The 16,232-nt window shown below is 62.6% G+C and carries 16 protein-coding genes; 5 read left to right on the forward strand and 11 right to left on the reverse strand.

What is annotated here, in order from left to right:
* Positions 1-2: 2 nt before the first annotated feature.
* Positions 3-1,205: a diaminopropionate ammonia-lyase gene (locus X727_RS143650; protein WP_023834752.1), complete on the reverse strand. Its 1,203-nt coding sequence runs from the start codon at positions 1,203-1,205 to the stop codon at positions 3-5.
* Positions 1,206-1,308: 103 nt separating this feature from the next.
* On the opposite strand from X727_RS143650, the gene X727_RS143645 reads away from it, so the two are divergent.
* Positions 1,309-1,785, forward strand: coding sequence for an Lrp/AsnC family transcriptional regulator (locus X727_RS143645; protein ID WP_023834753.1), 477 nt, complete (start codon positions 1,309-1,311; stop codon positions 1,783-1,785).
* A 58-nt stretch (positions 1,786-1,843) separates the two neighbouring features.
* Here X727_RS143645 and X727_RS143640 read toward each other — a convergent pair whose 3' ends face one another.
* The 6 genes from X727_RS143640 to X727_RS1000000168595 form a co-directional block, all read right to left on the reverse strand.
* A complete protein-coding gene (locus tag X727_RS143640) occupies positions 1,844-3,952 on the reverse strand; it encodes a molybdopterin oxidoreductase family protein (protein ID WP_023834754.1) in 2,109 nt (702 codons plus the stop codon).
* Positions 3,953-4,110: 158 nt separating this feature from the next.
* Positions 4,111-5,988, reverse strand: a complete 1,878-nt coding sequence (locus X727_RS143635; protein WP_023689073.1) for an ABC-F family ATP-binding cassette domain-containing protein — start codon at positions 5,986-5,988, stop codon at positions 4,111-4,113.
* 137 nt (positions 5,989-6,125) lie between these two features.
* Entirely contained in the window at positions 6,126-6,572 is a 447-nt protein-coding gene (locus tag X727_RS143630; protein ID WP_023670270.1) for a MucR family transcriptional regulator, read from the reverse strand.
* Between the two features lie 167 nt (positions 6,573-6,739).
* Positions 6,740-6,973, reverse strand: a complete 234-nt coding sequence (locus tag X727_RS143625) for a hypothetical protein (RefSeq protein ID WP_023684750.1) — start codon at positions 6,971-6,973, stop codon at positions 6,740-6,742.
* On the reverse strand, positions 6,966-7,934 hold the full coding sequence (locus tag X727_RS143620; protein WP_245274193.1) for a DMT family transporter: 969 nt from the start codon (positions 7,932-7,934) through the stop codon (positions 6,966-6,968). The genes X727_RS143625 and X727_RS143620 overlap by 8 nt, the downstream gene beginning before the upstream one ends.
* 13 nt (positions 7,935-7,947) lie before the next feature.
* On the reverse strand, positions 7,948-8,781 hold the full coding sequence (locus tag X727_RS1000000168595; protein ID WP_023743822.1) for a hypothetical protein: 834 nt from the start codon (positions 8,779-8,781) through the stop codon (positions 7,948-7,950).
* A 111-nt stretch (positions 8,782-8,892) separates the two neighbouring features.
* Between X727_RS1000000168595 and X727_RS143610 the strand changes: the two genes are divergently transcribed.
* Positions 8,893-9,861, forward strand: a complete 969-nt coding sequence (locus X727_RS143610) for a LysR substrate-binding domain-containing protein (protein ID WP_023743821.1) — start codon at positions 8,893-8,895, stop codon at positions 9,859-9,861.
* A gap of 240 nt (positions 9,862-10,101) precedes the next feature.
* Here X727_RS143610 and X727_RS1000000168600 read toward each other — a convergent pair whose 3' ends face one another.
* Entirely contained in the window at positions 10,102-10,254 is a 153-nt protein-coding gene (locus X727_RS1000000168600; RefSeq protein ID WP_023684746.1) for a hypothetical protein, read from the reverse strand.
* A 136-nt stretch (positions 10,255-10,390) separates the two neighbouring features.
* Between X727_RS1000000168600 and X727_RS1000000168605 the strand changes: the two genes are divergently transcribed.
* The 3 genes from X727_RS1000000168605 to X727_RS143600 all read left to right on the forward strand — a co-directional run bounded on the left by X727_RS1000000168605 (position 10,391) and on the right by X727_RS143600 (position 13,155).
* Positions 10,391-10,558: a hypothetical protein gene (locus X727_RS1000000168605; RefSeq protein ID WP_023684745.1), complete on the forward strand. Its 168-nt coding sequence runs from the start codon at positions 10,391-10,393 to the stop codon at positions 10,556-10,558.
* A gap of 50 nt (positions 10,559-10,608) precedes the next feature.
* Entirely contained in the window at positions 10,609-12,690 is a 2,082-nt protein-coding gene (locus tag X727_RS143605; protein ID WP_023743820.1) for an ATP-dependent helicase, read from the forward strand.
* A 162-nt stretch (positions 12,691-12,852) separates the two neighbouring features.
* Positions 12,853-13,155, forward strand: coding sequence for a DUF982 domain-containing protein (locus X727_RS143600; protein WP_023670262.1), 303 nt, complete (start codon positions 12,853-12,855; stop codon positions 13,153-13,155).
* On the opposite strand, the gene X727_RS1000000168715 is transcribed toward X727_RS143600, so the two are convergent.
* From X727_RS1000000168715 to X727_RS143590, 3 genes are all read right to left on the reverse strand, one after another.
* The gene (locus X727_RS1000000168715; RefSeq protein ID WP_023834755.1) at positions 13,143-13,370 is read right to left on the reverse strand and encodes a hypothetical protein; all 228 of its coding nucleotides are present in this window, start codon (positions 13,368-13,370) and stop codon (positions 13,143-13,145) included. The genes X727_RS143600 and X727_RS1000000168715 overlap by 13 nt on opposite strands.
* An 885-nt stretch (positions 13,371-14,255) precedes the next feature.
* The gene (locus X727_RS143595; protein WP_023738635.1) at positions 14,256-15,041 is read right to left on the reverse strand and encodes a GGDEF domain-containing protein; all 786 of its coding nucleotides are present in this window, start codon (positions 15,039-15,041) and stop codon (positions 14,256-14,258) included.
* Positions 15,042-15,318: 277 nt separating this feature from the next.
* On the reverse strand, positions 15,319-15,969 hold the full coding sequence (locus X727_RS143590; protein ID WP_023743818.1) for a hypothetical protein: 651 nt from the start codon (positions 15,967-15,969) through the stop codon (positions 15,319-15,321).
* Between the last annotated feature and the right edge of the window lie 263 nt (positions 15,970-16,232).

Below are 16,232 nucleotides of genomic sequence, written 5' to 3' on the forward strand. Positions count from 1 at the left end.
GGCTATGCCTCGGCCTTCAGCTTGCCGGCCAGCACATCGGCGGGGCTCTGCCCGACCAGCTCGGTATAGCGATGCGGGTCTGTGGCGCCTTCGGTGTTGATTACAAGCACGCGGGATTTGTCGTCGAGCCCGAGCGCGGCCTTGTGGTCGGCCACCGCCCGGATCAGCCCGGCCAGACCGACGCCGCCGCTTTCGCCGGCGACGATCACTGGATCATTGCCAGCCGGCCGTGCCAGCCGCCGCATCACCGCGACCGCCTCCTCCTCATCCACCGTCATGAAGGCATCGGCAACCCGCGCCAGAACGCGCCAGGCAACTTGCGAGGCCTCGTAGCATTCGAGCATCGCCATCACCGTCGGCTGATCGTGTGCGACCTTGACCACGTGGCCCACCCGGGCGGCTGCGACAACGCAGGCGGCGCGGGCCGGCTCGACGACGATGAAGGTCGGCCTGGCGTGACCGAGCACGATGGCGAGATGGCCGGCCAGGGCGGCGGCAATGCCGCCGACACCGGCCTGCACGAAGACATGGGTCGGCGGCTGCGGCAACTGGCCCAATGCTTCACGCACGATCGTCGAATAGCCCTGCATGACCAGACCGGGGATGCGCTCGTAGCCCGGCCAGGAGGTGTCGGACACCACGGTCCAGCCTTGCTCAGCTGAAACCTCGGCGGCCTGCCTGACCGAGTCGTCATAATTGCCGTCGACGCGGATCATCTCGGCGCCATAGCGGGCTATTGCTGCAATGCGCGCCTCGCTGACGCCGGCGTGAACGAAGATTGCCGCTTTCGCGCCAACCAACTGTGCACCTTGCGCGACCGAGCGGCCGTGATTGCCGTCGGTGGCGCAGGCAACCGTCATCCCGGCAGCGACCGCCCGGACGTCGAACCGGTTGAGATCGGCCACGTCAACGGGCCGACCAAGCGATCGGCTCGCCTCCTCCAGCACCAGTCGAAAAACGGCATAGGCGCCGCCGAGCGCCTTGAAGCTGCCGAGACCGAGGCGAAAGCCTTCATCCTTGATGTGGACGGCGCCGAGGCCGAGTTCGCCGGCCAGCGTCGGCAATGCATGCAACGGAGTTGCGAGGTGATTGTCGCGATGGGCAAGAAAGCGCTCGACCGTATCGGCACCGGCATTCCCCAGCGTTTCGGCATCGACCGGATCGAGCGGCCGGCGGTGCAAGGCATTGCTGTTGAGCAGGAACACGGGTGGCCTCCTTTGGGTGTGACGAAATCATATTGCAGCCGAGGCGCAAATAGCGCTGTTATTGGCGCTTCGAAATGCAAGTTTGTTTCGCCAGGATAGCGCTTTGCCTCGATCGCCTTCGCTCGACAGTTTCGACCTCGCCATCCTTGCCATCCTGCAGCGGGACAACACGACGCCGCAGCGGCTGATCGGCGAAGCCGTCAACCTGTCGGCGCCGGCGGTGCAGCGGCGCATCAAGCGCATGGAACAGTCCGGCGTCATTGCGGGCAATGTCGCCGTGGTCGACCCGGCGGCGGTCGGCCATCCCATCACCATCTTCGTCGAAGTGGAACTGGAGAGCGAACGCTCGGACCTGATCGACGCGGCCAAGCGGCAATTCTCGGCAGAGCCGCAAGTGCAGCAATGCTACTACGTCACCGGCGAGGCCGACTTCATCCTGATTATCACCGTGGCCGACATGGGCGCCTATGAAGCGCTGACGCGCAGACTGTTCTTCGACAGCAAGAATGTCCGAAAATTCCGCACCTTCGTTGCCATGGACCGTGTCAAGGTGGGGCTGACGGTGCCTCTGCCGGGATAGCCAGTCACTTTTATGCAATTCCGGACGGAAAACCGCTCACACTTTTCCTGGAATTGCTTTAGCCCGCCGGCCGCAGCCAGACCTTGTTGTCGTGGAAGGCCGCACCGCCATAGGGCGCTGGTGCGTCGGCGCCGGTGAGCACATTGATGCCTTCGCCACGCTCATGCGCGCTGTTTGGCCAGATGCCCTCGGCGATCACCACGCCGCGCTTGAGGCCTTCGAACAGCTTTGCGTGCAGCACCACCTCGCCGCGCCGGTTGCCGACCTCGATACGGTCGCCGTCGCCCAAGCCAAGCGCGGCAGCGTCGTCCGGGTGCACCAGGAGTTCCGGCCGGCCTTCCTTGGCTCTCGACACAGGTGTCTCGGCGAATGTCGAATTGAGAAAGTTGCGCGCCGGCGATGTGGCGAGCCGAAACGGATGCTCGGCGTCCGCCACCTCGATCAGGTCGACATGGTCAGGGAATTCGGGGAGTTCCGCCACCGGCCCGAACAGGCCCATGATTTTCGGCGGCCGGTTGGGCGCCGCCTGCCCGCTCCAATTGGCGCGGAAGTGAAATTTCTTGTCGGCATGGCCGAAACCATCGATGAAATGCGCCGCCTCGAAATCCGGCTGCAGGTCGACCCATTTGTCTTCCTTGAGGCTGGCGAAGGAGCCCAGCCCGCGCTTGCCGAGGATGATGTCGATATGCTGCTGCTCGGTCAGGCCAAAGCCCGGCCGGTCTGCGACGCCGAGACGCTGCGCCAATTGCTCGATGACGAAATGGTTGGTGCGCGGCCCTTCCGGCGGTTCGATCAGCTTGGGACCGAGCGTGATGTGCTGGTTGCCACCGCCCTTGTAGACGTCGTCATGCTCGAGAAACATCGTTGCCGGCAAAACGACATCGGCAAGCTTTGCCGTGTCGGTCATGAACTGTTCGTGCACGCAGGTGAACAGGTCATCACGCAGAAAACCATGTTTCACCAGCCGCTGCTCGGGTGCGACATTCACCGGGTTGGTGTTCTGGATCAGCATCGCCGTCACCGGCGGGCCACCGTAAAGCGCGTCCGCTGCGCCGGTCAGCACCGGACCGATGCGCGACTGGTCGAGATGGCGAATATTGGGATCGCGCATCGCGGTGCCTTCCAGCACATCCTGGTTGAGCTTGAAGATGCCGGAATTGGAATGGAAGGCACCGCCACCCTCATATTGCCAGGCGCCGGTGACGGCGGCGATGCAGGACGCCGCGTGCATGTTGACCGAACCATTGCGCTGACGCCCAAAGCCATAGCCGAGGCGGAAATAGGTTTTCCTCGTCGTGCCGACGAGGCGGGCGAAAGCCTCGATCTCGGTGACGGCAAGACCGGTGATGGCGGAAGCCCATTCCGGCGTGCGCGTCTCCAGATGCGCTTCCAGCCCCTTCGGATCGTCGGTGTATCTTTCGAGATAGGCGCGGTCGGCCATGCCTTCCCTGAACAGCACATGCATGACCGCGCAGGCCAGCGCGCCATCGGTGCCGGGCTTCAGCACAAGGCCTATATCGGCCTGCTTCATCGTCGCGTTCTCGTAGACATCGATGACGACGATCCTGGCGCCACGCTCCTTCCGCGCCTTGATGGCGTGGGTCATGACATTGACCTGCGTGACCACGGCATTGGTGCCCCAGATCACCACGCAGTCGGACTTCGCCATCTCGCGCGGATCGGGACCGCGCAAGGCGCCCGCTCCCATCATCCAGCCGGTCCAGGCCAGATTGGTGCAGATCGAGCCGAAGAAGCCGGAGTATTTTTTCGCATGGCGCAGCCGGTCGATGCCGTCGCGCTGCACCAGCCCCATCGTGCCGGCATAGAAATAAGGCCAGACGGTCTCGGAGCCGTATTTTTCCTCGGCCGCGATGAAGTTCTCGGCGACGACGTCGAGTGCCGCTTCCCAGCTGGATTCCTTCCAGACGCCGTCGCCCTTGGCGCCGGCGCGCATCAGCGGCTTCAGCAGTCGGTCCGGATGATGGACACGATCGGCATAGCGCGCGACCTTGGCGCAGACGACGCCAGCCGTATACGTATTGGACTTGGCGCCATGGACACGGCCGATGCGGTTGCCATCGAGCAGCTCGACCTCGAGCGCGCAGGTCGAAGGGCAATCATGCGGACAGGCGGAGTGGCCGATTCTGAGCTTGGCGTGCTGGTTCATGCGGCGTTTTTAGCGGGTTTCGCGGGCGGCGTGTAGGGCCAGATCTTACCCTCCCCTTGATGGGGAGGGTCGGCGCGCAGCGCCGGGGTGGGGTGCGGCGCAGACCCCCGCCCCGCTCGGCTTTGCGGATCGACCCTCCCCACAAGGGGGAGGGTAAATCACTCCGCCGTGCCTTCCTCGTACTCGGCCGACATGGTCAGCCACTTTTCCTCGTGACCGGCAAGCTGCTGTGCCAGTTGCGAGCGCTCCTTGGCCAGCCGGGTCGCCGTCGATGGATCCTTCTCGTATACCGCCGGATTGGCGAGTTCATCCTCGATCAGGTCGATGCGCTTGCGGATGCGGTCCATCAGCGCTTCGGTGGCGCGGATTTCCTTTGCCAGCGGCTCGAAGGCGGCGCGGCGCGCCGCGGCATCGCGGCGGCGATCGGCCTTGGATGCCTTCTCGGCCTCGCGCTTGCCGCGTCGGTCGCCGGACACGCCGGTGACCAGCGTCTTGTAGTCCTCAAGGTCGCCGTCATACGGGTTGACCGCCCCGTCCTTGACCAGCCACAGCCGGTCGGCGGTCGCTTCCAGCAGATGGCGGTCATGCGAGATGAGGATGACGGCGCCGGGAAACTCGTTCAGCGCATGGATCAGGGACTCGCGGCTGTCGATGTCCAAATGGTTGGTCGGTTCGTCGAGGATGAACAAGTTTGGCCCCTCAAAGGCCGACAGGCCCATCAGCAGGCGCGCCTTCTCGCCGCCGGACAGGTCCTTGGCGGCGGTGTTCATCTTCTCGGTGGTGAGACCGAACTGGGCGACGCGGCCACGTACCTTGGATTCCGGCGCCTCCGGCATCAGCCGGCGGACATGCTCGTAGGCGTTTTCATCAGGCCTGAGATCGTCGAGCTGATGCTGCGCGAAGATCGCCACCTTCAGGCCCGGCGCGACCGTCATGGTGCCGGTTTCCTGCTTCAGCCGGCCCGAGAGAAGCTTGGCGAAGGTCGACTTGCCGTTGCCGTTGGCGCCGAGCAGCGCGATGCGATCGTCGGCATCGATGCGCAACGTCATCTTCTTCAGGATCGGCTGGCCCTCGGTGTAGCCGACATTGACGTTGTTCAAGGCAATGATCGGCGACGCCACCGTTTTCACCGGTTCGGGGAAAGAGAACGGCCGCACCGTGTCGTTCACGATCGCGGCAATCGGCTTCATCTTCTCCAGCGCCTTGATGCGCGACTGCGCCTGTCTCGCCTTCGAAGCCTTGGCGCGGAAGCGTTCGACGAAGGACTCCATGTGTTTGCGCGCGGCTTCCTGCTTGACGCGGCCCTTCTCCTGCAATTCCTTCTGCTCGGTGTACTGGCGCTCGAACTGGTCGTAGCCGCCGCGCCAGAAGGTCAGCTTCTTCTGGTCGAGATGAACGATGGAATTGACGGCGCGGTTGAGCAGGTCGCGATCGTGCGAGATCAGAAGCACCGTGTGCGGATATTTCGACACGTAGTTTTCCAACCAAAGCGTGCCTTCGAGATCGAGATAGTTGGTCGGCTCGTCGAGCAGCAGAAGGTCGGGCTCGGCAAACAGCACCGCGGCGAGCGCCACACGCATGCGCCAGCCGCCGGAGAAGGACGAGGCCGGGCGGCGCTGCGCGGCGTCGTCGAAGCCAAGGCCAGCGAGGATGGTGGCCGCGCGAGATTCCGCCGAATGCGCATCGATATCCGCCAGCCGCATATGGATGTCGGCAATGCGGTGCGCGTCGGTGGCGGTCTTTTCCTCCTCGAGCAATGCGGTGCGCTCGAGGTCGGCCTTGAGCACGATTTCGATCAGCGGCTCCTCGGTGCCGGGCGCTTCCTGCGCCACCTGGCCGATGCGGGTGTTCTTGGGCAGGCTGATCGAGCCGGTCTCGGAGGGAAAGTCGCCGGTGATGGCCTTGAACAGCGTCGTCTTGCCGGTGCCGTTGCGGCCGACGAGGCCGGCCTTGGTGCCGGCCGGCAAGGTCAGCGAGGCATGATCGAGAAGCAAGCGTCCGGCCATGCGGAGCGAAAGATCGTTGATGATAAGCATGCCGGGGCTTTTGCACGGGAGGGCGGCGCTTCGCAAGGGCCTGGGCGCCGGCGGGGGCATAAGGCATGAAGACGGCGCGCCCAAAGCGCGCCGTCCATCACTGCTAACTGCAGACTGACTTTAAGAGGCTGCCTGGTTCAGGCTTTGGGTTTGCGCTTCGTCACCTTGGCCGCGGCGGCCGGAACGGCCGGCTTGCGGCCGAGGCCCGAGGACTTGGCCAGTGCCGAACGGGTCGCGGAGTAGTTCGGCGCCACCATCGGATAGTCCGACGGCAAGCCCCATTTGCCACGATATTCCTCCGGGCTCAGACCATGGTCGGTCATCAGGTGGCGCTTCAGCGACTTGAATTTCTTGCCGTCCTCAAGACAGACGATGTGATCGGGAAACACCGACCGCTTCGGATTGACAGCGGGGTTCAGCGCGGGGCTTTCCACGGCGGCAATGCTGCCCAGCTTGCGCACCGATGCGCTGACGCTGGCGATCAGATCCGGCAGGCCAGACGCAGGGAGAGGATTGTTGCCGACATAGGCCGAGACGATGTCAGCAGTCAGTTCAATAGCGGTCTTGCTGTCGATGGTGTGCAATTCTGTTTCTCCCGCCGGTCATGAAGTTGCCGGCTTTTTTTAAGACTTCTCTTGATGTATCGACCTAGCTGCACCCCCCAACGGGTCGCTAAAGTCTCAATAAATGATCAAGAATCGGAACAGGAGGATGTTTCCACAACAGGTTGCAACGTTGCAAATTAGAAAATCTAATACTTGGAAACGGCCGACTTCGCGCCAGCAGATTTCAACTGCACGGACGCCGCAGGTTTAGAGTCGGCCAGTATGTCCAGAATGCGCTTCCAGCGGGCGCACCGGCCGAAATCTTTTTGCTCTATCGCCTTTTCGGCCTTCATGGCGGCGTAGAGCGGCGCCTCGGCGCCGAACTCCTTGAGCAGCCAGAATGCTTCCTGTCTGGCGAGGCGTTCATCGTCGTCAAGCATGTTCAGCCTCCGAGCGTTCTATGCCCACCGCAATACAGCTGCCGATGACGAGGACCGCACCGGCTATCGCGGTCAGCGTCAGCCTTTCGCCCGAAAGTGTCAGCAGCAGCGTCGATGCGATCGGCGTCAGATAGGCGATGACCGCAACCTTGCCGCCGCCTTCAAGCTTCAAGGCGCGCGACCAGAAATAATATCCCAGCCCCATCGGGCCGGCACCGAGATAGAGGCCAAGCAGGAGGTGCTCGCTGGATGGCCAGGCAGCGCCGTCGTGAATACACCACAGCAAGGTCAGGCCGACGCCGACCAACGCCGAAGGCAAAAGCAAACGCTCCGACGGTGTGGCCAGGCGGGCGACCGCAATCGAATAGAAGGCCATGCACAGCGCCGAGCCGAAGGCAGCGAGATAGCCGACGATGCTGCCTTGGAGAAAAGGCTGGCCGCGACCACCCGAGATCACCAGCGCCACGCCGACAAAGCCGAGCACGGCAGTCAACCCCAGCAGCACGGGGCGTTGCCGCTTGCCCAGCACGATGACCGCCGCCGCGACCATCAGCGGCCAGGTGTAGGCGACGAGATTGGCCTCGATCACCGGCATGGAGGCAAAGGCGATGTATTGCAGCACCATGGTGCCGACCAGGCCAATAAAGCCGACCGCGACCGGCGCCAGGGTGCCGTCAGCACCCTTGGAAAAGGCTGCGTCTTGCAGGCCCCTCTTCCGGCTCGCCAGATGGATGACGGCGAACACCAGAGCCGCTCCACAAAATTGCAGCAACTGCACGAGCGACACTGGATGGCTGGCCAGCAGGGATTTGCCGACCAGCGCGTTGGTCGACCACAGGGCGACCGCGCCGGCGGCGAAGACCAGGGCCGATGGCGAGCCGGATCCATCCCGGAATCGGCGCGACGGTGCCTTGTCCTTATCGCCGACCATGATGTTACCGACGACCAAACCGGCGTCCACTTCTATGCTCTGGCTACCATGAATCCCTTGACCCGCCCGGGACCGGTGCATCGGCCGCCGCCGCAACCGGACGTTCTTCCTCGAAGCGGCGATAGGCCGGCAGCTGGTTCGTCCAGACGTCTTCGGCCAGTTCGTTGACCCATTCGCGATCGTGATCATTGTCGGCTGCGAGATAGAACATGCGATTGTCGTCGACGTAGGGCTTGGCCACAGAGCGCTGGTTGAGGACCAGCGTGACGCGCGAGCCGAGCTGGATCGGCGCGGTGCGGTGCAGCACACCGAGAAACTGGCCGAGCGTGGCGTAGTTCATCTTGTGGTCGATGCGCATGACCTGGTTGCGCGGAATCTCGCGGCCGGATTCAAGGATGGCGCGGCCGGTCTCGGAATCGTCGCAGTAGATTTCGAGATGGCCGCCGACCAGCGGATTGCTGATCGACAGCGGAATGAGTTCGGTGACCGGGACACCGTCGCAATGCCAATCGACGGCGCCGTCCTTGGGATTCATGAAAGTGACGGTCGAGCCGACGATCGACAGCGGATAGGGCTCGAGCTTGGTGCCCATCATGTCGGACAGACGTTCCAGGCGCAGCTTGTCATGCAGCAGTTCCTTGATCTCCGGGATAAAACGGTCGGCGCCGGTGATGAAGGTAAGGTCGAGGTGCTTGTGCACGGCGTGGCTGGCCTTGAGCTTCAACGCCGCCTCTTCGATCGCCGCCAGCAGCGCCGGGTCGTAGCCATGCAGATACTGCGCAACGCCGAAACCCGACACTTTCCAGGCCGTCTCATGGCCGATAATGGCTTCTCGGCTCATCGCGTAGCGCAGTTCAGGTATGGTATGGGCGTTCATTCTACTTCTCCAGGATGGGGGCATCACTTGGTAAACTGTCGATTAATTTCCCCACCCCTGTAAAATTAGGAATGCTGGTGCTAGTGTAAGCCCAGCTTAAGGTCGAAACGCGTGCGTCTGCTCAGTCAGGTCAACCTCAATTCGCTGAAGATTGTCGAAAGTGCCGCCCGGCACCGTAACTTCACGCGCGCGGGCGAAGAGCAGTTTATTACTGCTTCCGCCGTCAGCCAGCGCGTCAAAAGCCTCGAGGACCAGCTGCGCTTCAAGATCTTCCAGCGCGGCGGCAATGCGGTGTCGCTGACACCCGAAGGCGAGACCTATGTGTCGCGCGTTCGCGAGGCGCTGGAGCGCATCGTGGCGGCCAGCATGGAGGCGACCGGACAGTCGCAGGCGCATGTGCTGAAGATTTCGGTACTGCCGACGTTCGCAGCGCGCTGGCTGTTTGCCCGCCTGCCGCTGTTCCAGCGGCAATATCCCGAAATCGAAATGCGGGTCTCGACCTCCTACGCCACCAATGAGTTCGCCACCTCCGAGTTCGACCTCGAGATCCGCTATGGCGACGGCAGCTTTCCCGACCTCAAAGCGGACCTGCTGTTCAAGGAGGATTTGACGCCGGTGTGCAGCAGGAAGCTGTTCCACGAGGTTCTCGGCGACACGCCGCCGTCACAGGTGACGCCCGACGACCTCAGGCATTTCACGCTGCTGCATTCCGACACCTGCACGCAGAACTGGCAGTCGTGGCTGGGTTTTGCCGGCGCGAGTTCCGTGCTCGGCGAGACCAAGAGCATCTATTTCGATTCCTGCATGATGTCCTATGAGGCGGCCAATGCCGGCATGGGCTTTGCAGTCGCCAACCGCGCCTATATGGCGAGCGAGATCCGCGCAGAGAGACTGGTGGCGCCGTTTGCCGTGCATCACCCCAACACCGCCGGCTGGTATTTCGTCTGCCCGGTCACCGCGCCCTACACGCGCAAGGTGGAACTGTTCAAGCAGTGGATCATGGCCGAGGCGGCGCTGACGCAGTGCCAGCTGGACGCCGGGATTGCCGGCGGCCCGGTGCTGCGCAAGGCCATTGCCTGAGGTCCTCCCGTCGAGTTTCGTTCCGCACGCCATCTGACATCGAAGTTGTTTTGTGCAGAAGCGCCGTCATGAAGCAGGTCGATGCGGCCCACCTCATGACGCAGGCGAGAGACTCAGCTATCTTCGGTTGTTGCGGCGGACCTGATATCCGCCTGGCCGGCGCTATCAGCTCACCTCCCAAGCGGCGCCGGCCTTCTTCTCCCGAAGGCTACCTTCAGCCTTGTCGTCCCGCTAAAACGATCATTGCGCGGGCTGATCGCCGCCGGCCGCCGGCTTTGGCGCCGAATCCGACTGCGGGGCATGGTCGAGCAAGGGTGCTTTGGTCGGCTGGATATTGTTGTCGCAGGCGGCGAGCGCCAAGCCGACGGCCAACAGAACAGGGAGCTTCTTCATGGCAACCTCCTTCGTTTGCCCTCCCCTCGTGAAGGCAACGAGAGGATTCAGCTTTGGTTGCACGCTCGCAAACGACACCGCGTCGGCTGGAACCAAACGGCGGCTCTGAGGTTGGTTGCCTAAAGGAGATCGCGCCATGATCCGTCTGCTCATAACCGGCCTTTTCGCTTACGCGACCTATCGCATCGCCAAGGAGATCATCAAGGACGTGCCCGACAATTTCGATCCGTTGCCGGTGCCTGGCGACGAACGCGCCGCCTTGCGGCGCCAGTCGGCGGCAACGGGTGTCGCGCCACGGCGGTAAGGGCGACTTCCGCCCGTTGCGAACAAAGCGGAAACGATGCTTGATAGGCGATGACCATCGCCATCAATGATTCGTCCTTGCGGCCCGCCTATCTGGCGAAGCTCAACGCCGAGCAGCGGCTCGCTGTCGAACATGGCGACGGCCAGATCGCCGGGCCGCTGCTGGTGATCGCCGGCGCCGGCTCCGGCAAGACCAACACGCTCGCCCACCGGGTTGCGCATCTGATCGTCAAGGGCGCTGATCCCAGACGCATTCTGCTTATGACATTCTCGCGCCGCGCCGCCACCGAAATGGCCAGGCGGGTCGAACGCATCGCCGGCGAGGTGCTGGGCCGAGACGCGTCCGTCATCGCCGACGCGCTGAGCTGGGCCGGTACGTTTCACGGCATCGGCGCCAGGCTGCTGCGTGACTATGCGCTGACGATCGGCCTCGACCCCGCCTTTACCATCCATGACCGCGAGGATTCCGCCGACCTGATGAATCTTGCCCGGCATGAGCTTGGATTCTCGAAGACCGAAAGCCGGTTTCCGACCAAGGGCACCTGCCTGGCGATCTATTCGCGCGCCGTCAACGCGCAGGCGCCGCTTGGCGAGGTGCTGGGTTCGGCCTTTCCCTGGTGCTCGGGGTGGGCAGAACAGCTGAAAGAGCTGTTCGCCGGATATGTCGAGGCCAAGCAGGCGCAGAACGTGCTCGATTACGACGACCTCCTGCTCTACTGGGCGCAGATGGCCGCCGAGCCGGAGATCGCGGCGCATCTGGGCTCGCGCTTCGACCATGTGCTGGTCGACGAATACCAGGACACCAACCGGCTGCAGGCCTCGATCCTTTCGGCGCTGAAGCCGAACGGCGCCGGACTGACAGTGGTGGGCGACGACGCGCAGTCGATCTATTCGTTTCGCGCCGCGGAAGTGCGCAACATCCTCGATTTCCCGCAACAATTCGCGCGAGCCGCCAATGTCATCATGCTGGAGCGCAACTACCGCTCGACCGTGACTATTTTGGCGGCAGCCAACGCGGTCATCTCGGAGGCGTCGGAGCGCTTCACCAAGAACCTCTGGTCGGAGCGCAAATCCTCGCAAAGGCCGAAACTGGTCAGCGTGCGCGACGAGGCCGAGCAGGCGAACTATGTCTGCCAGGCCATCCTGGCCGAGCGCGAGGCCGGCACGGTGCTGAAATCGCAGGCGGTGCTGTTTCGCGCCTCGCACCACAGCGGCCCGCTGGAGATCGAACTGACGCGCCGCAACATCCCCTTCGTCAAGTTCGGCGGGCTCAAATTCCTCGACGCCGCCCATGTCAAGGACGTGCTTTCGGTGCTGCGTTTTGCCGAGAACCCGCGCGACCGCATCGCCGGCTTCCGCGTGCTGCAGCTGCTGCCCGGCATCGGCCCTTCGGCGGCGAGCACCATCGTCGAGACCATGGCGACATCGCTCGACGAGGAAATGGGGCTGGCCCGCTACCGGCCGCCGCAACGCGCGGCTGAGGACTGGCCAGCCTTCGTTGCGCTTTATTCCGGCCTGCGCGCCCGGTCGGGGAAATGGCCGGCCGATCTCGAACAGGTCAGGCTGTGGTACGAGCCGCATCTCGAGCGCATGCACGAGGATGCGACGACGCGGCGAGCCGACCTCATGCAGCTCGAGCAGATCGGTTCCGGCTATGCTTCGCGCGAGCGCTTCCTGACCGAGCTGACGCTGGATCCACCGGATGCGACCAGCGACCAGGCCGGGCCGCCGCACCGCGACGAGGACTATCTGATCCTGTCGACCATTCATTCGGCCAAGGGCCAGGAATGGAAGAACGTCTTCGTGCTCAACACCGTCGATGGCTGCATCCCGGCCGATCTCGGCGTCGGCACCAAGGAAGACATCGAGGAGGAGCGCCGGCTGCTTTACGTCGCCATGACGCGGGCCAAGGACGGCCTGCATCTGGTGACGCCGCAGCGCTTCTTCACTCACGGCCAGGCAGCGCGCGGCGACCGCCACGTCTATGCCTCGCGAACCCGTTTCATCCCGGCCTCGATCCTCGGCGCCTTCGAGCAGACCTCTTGGGCGAGCGTCCACGCAAAGGACGATCCGCGCCACAGACCTGAAGTCCGCGTCGACCTCGGCGCCCGCATGCGCGGCATGTGGAAATAGAAGCCGCCAACCGCGGATGCCGCCGGGGAGCGACCTCAAGAAGCAAATCGGCCTGTCATGGCATCTCTCAGGGAACCTCGGGCCGCCGGCCGCGTTTTCTGGCGTCCAACCCGCGATCGGAGAGCGGCGACCGCCGCCTTCCGCCCATCCAGAGAGGCCAGAATGCACGACGCGATGTTCTTCACCCCGGTTGCCGTTAGCGTTGGCGCCGGCCACAAACGCATGCTCGCCTCGCTGTTCGAGATGCATGATTTCCTGACCGAATTTCCGCCGTCACGCCGGCGCCTGAGCTATGGCGCGGCCGTGAGGGCTTGCGAGGCGGCGCGCGCCGGAGAAATCTCGACCGAGGCCGCACGCGATGCCCTGATCACCTTTGCGGTCACGGCAGGCATCCTCTGGCCCGCGGTCCAGCCGGCCGTCTCGGTCAAGCCGGTCGCACACGGTTATGGCGGCTACGCCGTCTGAGACGGCCGGGACCAGGCCTGCCCAGCAAAAAGATCACTCGGACTTGCCGGCAGACGTCGAACGACAAACACGTCTTGGTGATCCCACCAAGCGTCCACTTCATCTTGGAGTAACTCGGCATTGGAAGCGTCTTGAGATAGTTTGATCACGAACCCAAGATCCATGGCCATCATGCCGTATTCCTCAACCGCGATGTCGGCCTGTTCACTGTTCAATGCAAACAGGCCGCACAAAGCTGAACAGACGAACCAGCCATCGCGACCAGTTGTTATCGGCATGTGGAAAAGAATGAAAGCGCAAAGACTGCATCATAGAGCCGGCCAAAAACTGCCTCCTCCGGTATCGATCGCGACTGAATGGCTTTAACCTTGAATTCGTTCGCCAGGAAAGAAATCGCTTGTGGATGATCGGAACTGACGAGATCGATGTCTTCATCCTTTACATGGTGCCACGTCACGCATCCATACCCTGAGGCGAACTCGAGGAGTAAAAGGCCCCGGCCTAGATGCCGAGTTAAAATTCCTTTGAGTTTTATTGCAGATGCTTGCCCCATCTCTGAAATATTAACTGCCCCTTGAGACGTCAGAATCCATTATGGTCAATCAGGAAGTTGAATATATCGTCATCTTGATGAATGGATGGAACAATGGAAAATCCGGCGCCACTCTACGGATTATTTCTTCTCTAAGTAATAACAAGTTTAGGCCGACTTCTGGATCCACTGACTCATCCGATCTATGAGCATTGGATAACGGTACAAGCCGCCGAGGCGGGTACCACGCGCGATAGCGAGCGACGCTGCAGCCACCGTTTCGCCATCGCGTTGATCCACACCTCGAAGCAGAAATGGACGGCCAACCCGCAAGCAGCGGCAGACGCACCAAGCGAGGACTAGGTACATCTGAAGGCATCATATCGATGCGGCAGGCCAACGGATCGCAGCGCCAACCAGCAGACCGAGACACTTGCGTTAAGGAACGAGGCCTGCTGCAGTCGACACCATGGAAGCTGACGGCGCCGCTGCGTGTTCCAGGTCGCATTGCCGCGATCCGTTTGAAAAGCGCCTGTGCCCGACCGGAGCCTCGCCTGGCGCCCGCATTTCAATGCAACGTCGGATCACCGGCCAGCAGGGCGCGCGGCCCGGTCGTCTCAAAACTGACCTGGTCGCGGCCGTTGGACTTGGCCTTGTAGAGGTGCCGGTCGGCCGTCAGGAACATGTCGGCATAGGTGGTCGGTCCGCTGAAGGCGACGCCACCGATGCTCACCGAGAGCGGACAGGGCCGTCCACCCGGAGCAAACTCGACCTCGCGGATGCGCCGCCGGATCCCCTCAGCAACCAGCCAGGACTGCGACGGGTCGGCGCCAGGCAGGAAGATGGCGAACTCCTCGCCGCCGATGCGTCCAACGATGTCGGCGCCGCGCAGCTGAGCCTTGATCGTCTGCGCGATCAGCTTGAGCGCTTGATCGCCGCAATCGTGGCCCAATCGATCGTTGATAGTCTTGAAATGATCGGCGTCGACGATCAGCAGGGCGCCGGCATCGACGACGGCCTGGCTGCGCGCCTGTTCGAGATAGGCCTCGACCAGCATTGAAAACGCGCCGCGGTTGAACACCGCGGTCAGGCTGTCGGTCGCCGCGACGATGCTCAGATTCTTCTGGGCGATCGCCAGCTGGCGCATCTTGTACATAAGGAAAGAGAAGAACGACCCACCCAGCACGAGCGGCAGCAACAGGTCGGTGAGCTGCGCCCAGCGCAATGCTTCGGGCGACAGCGACGGAAAATTGTAGGAATCGACAAGGAAGGCCGCCGCGATGCAGATCGCTGTGCCGACAACCGTGACTGCTATGACCCTGCCCCAGCTCGTGGGCGACAGATCGACCCGCATGCCAATTTCTCCCACTGTGTTCGCTATTTTGCAGCGGGAACACAAATGAAACCCTAAACCCTTGCCTTCAATTCTAATGTGGTTAACGGTTAATCGAAAGTGTGACCGATTGCCGTGAAGATGGCGGCGGTCACAAAAAGCCCGCCACTTGCGCGGCGGGCTTTCCGACTGGCCGGAGGCTTCTCGTCAGCGCATGTCCCTCGGGAAGTCTGGGCCATGCGGTAGGAGAGTGCCGTAAAGCCTCACGGCTGGTTCGACACTCCCGGCGAAACCTGTCTCAGCGACGCGAGATCATAAGGCATAGCTGCCGCAGATCGCTGTCGTAGGTGCCCTCACTGGCGAGCACATCGACGCAGCGCTTCTTCATACGTGTCAGCTGGCTGTTCGACATGCTGGCGACGACACCGGGTGTCCCAGGTGTGCCTGGTGTTCCAGGAGTTCCTGGAGTGCCGGGCGTACCCGGCGTGCCCGGCGTTCCGCCAATGCCGACGCCGACGCCGACGTTGATGCCGCTGCCGACGTTGACGCCGACACCGGCCTTGATACCTCCGCTGCCGCCGACCGTGGCCCCAACACCGGCCTTGATGCCACCGGCTCCGCCGACCGTCGCGCCAGCGCCGGCCTTGATGCCGCTGCTACCGCCGACTGAGGCGCCGAGGCCCGCAGTAACGCCGCTATTGCCGCCGACCGTTGCGCCAGCACCCGCCTTGATACCGCCGCTGCCGCCGACCGAGGCGCCGGCACCGGCCTTGACCCCGCCGCTTCCGCCGATCGAAGCGCCAACACCTGCATTGATGCCGCCAGCACCGCCGATAGATGCGCCGACACCGACGCCAATTCCGCCTCCTGCATTCGCGGGAGCGGCAAAAATAACGATAATTGCACCCGCCGCCAGTGCTCTAGCGATTTTCTGAGTGATATTAACCATGACACTCTCCTTGTTGCCGTTCTGCTTTGTGCATTGCAACATGCCAGCAAACCAAAGCAGACATATGCTTATGCACTCACAGCTACGCACGAGTCTTCCTTATAGTTTCTTTATTTTTTTCGACATGGGCCGTTGTAGTTCTCAATCAGTGTACTCGGTTTCTAAAAAAAAATATGTTTTTGCTTCAATATTTAAACTTTGTTGAATTTATTAAATAGAAACTCTACTGAAAAATGGAGCAGGTTGTAGCGGCCGGCCGAGCA

Source organism: Mesorhizobium sp. L103C105A0 (assembly GCF_000502215.1).
In the GTDB taxonomy this organism is placed as follows: domain Bacteria; phylum Pseudomonadota; class Alphaproteobacteria; order Rhizobiales; family Rhizobiaceae; genus Mesorhizobium.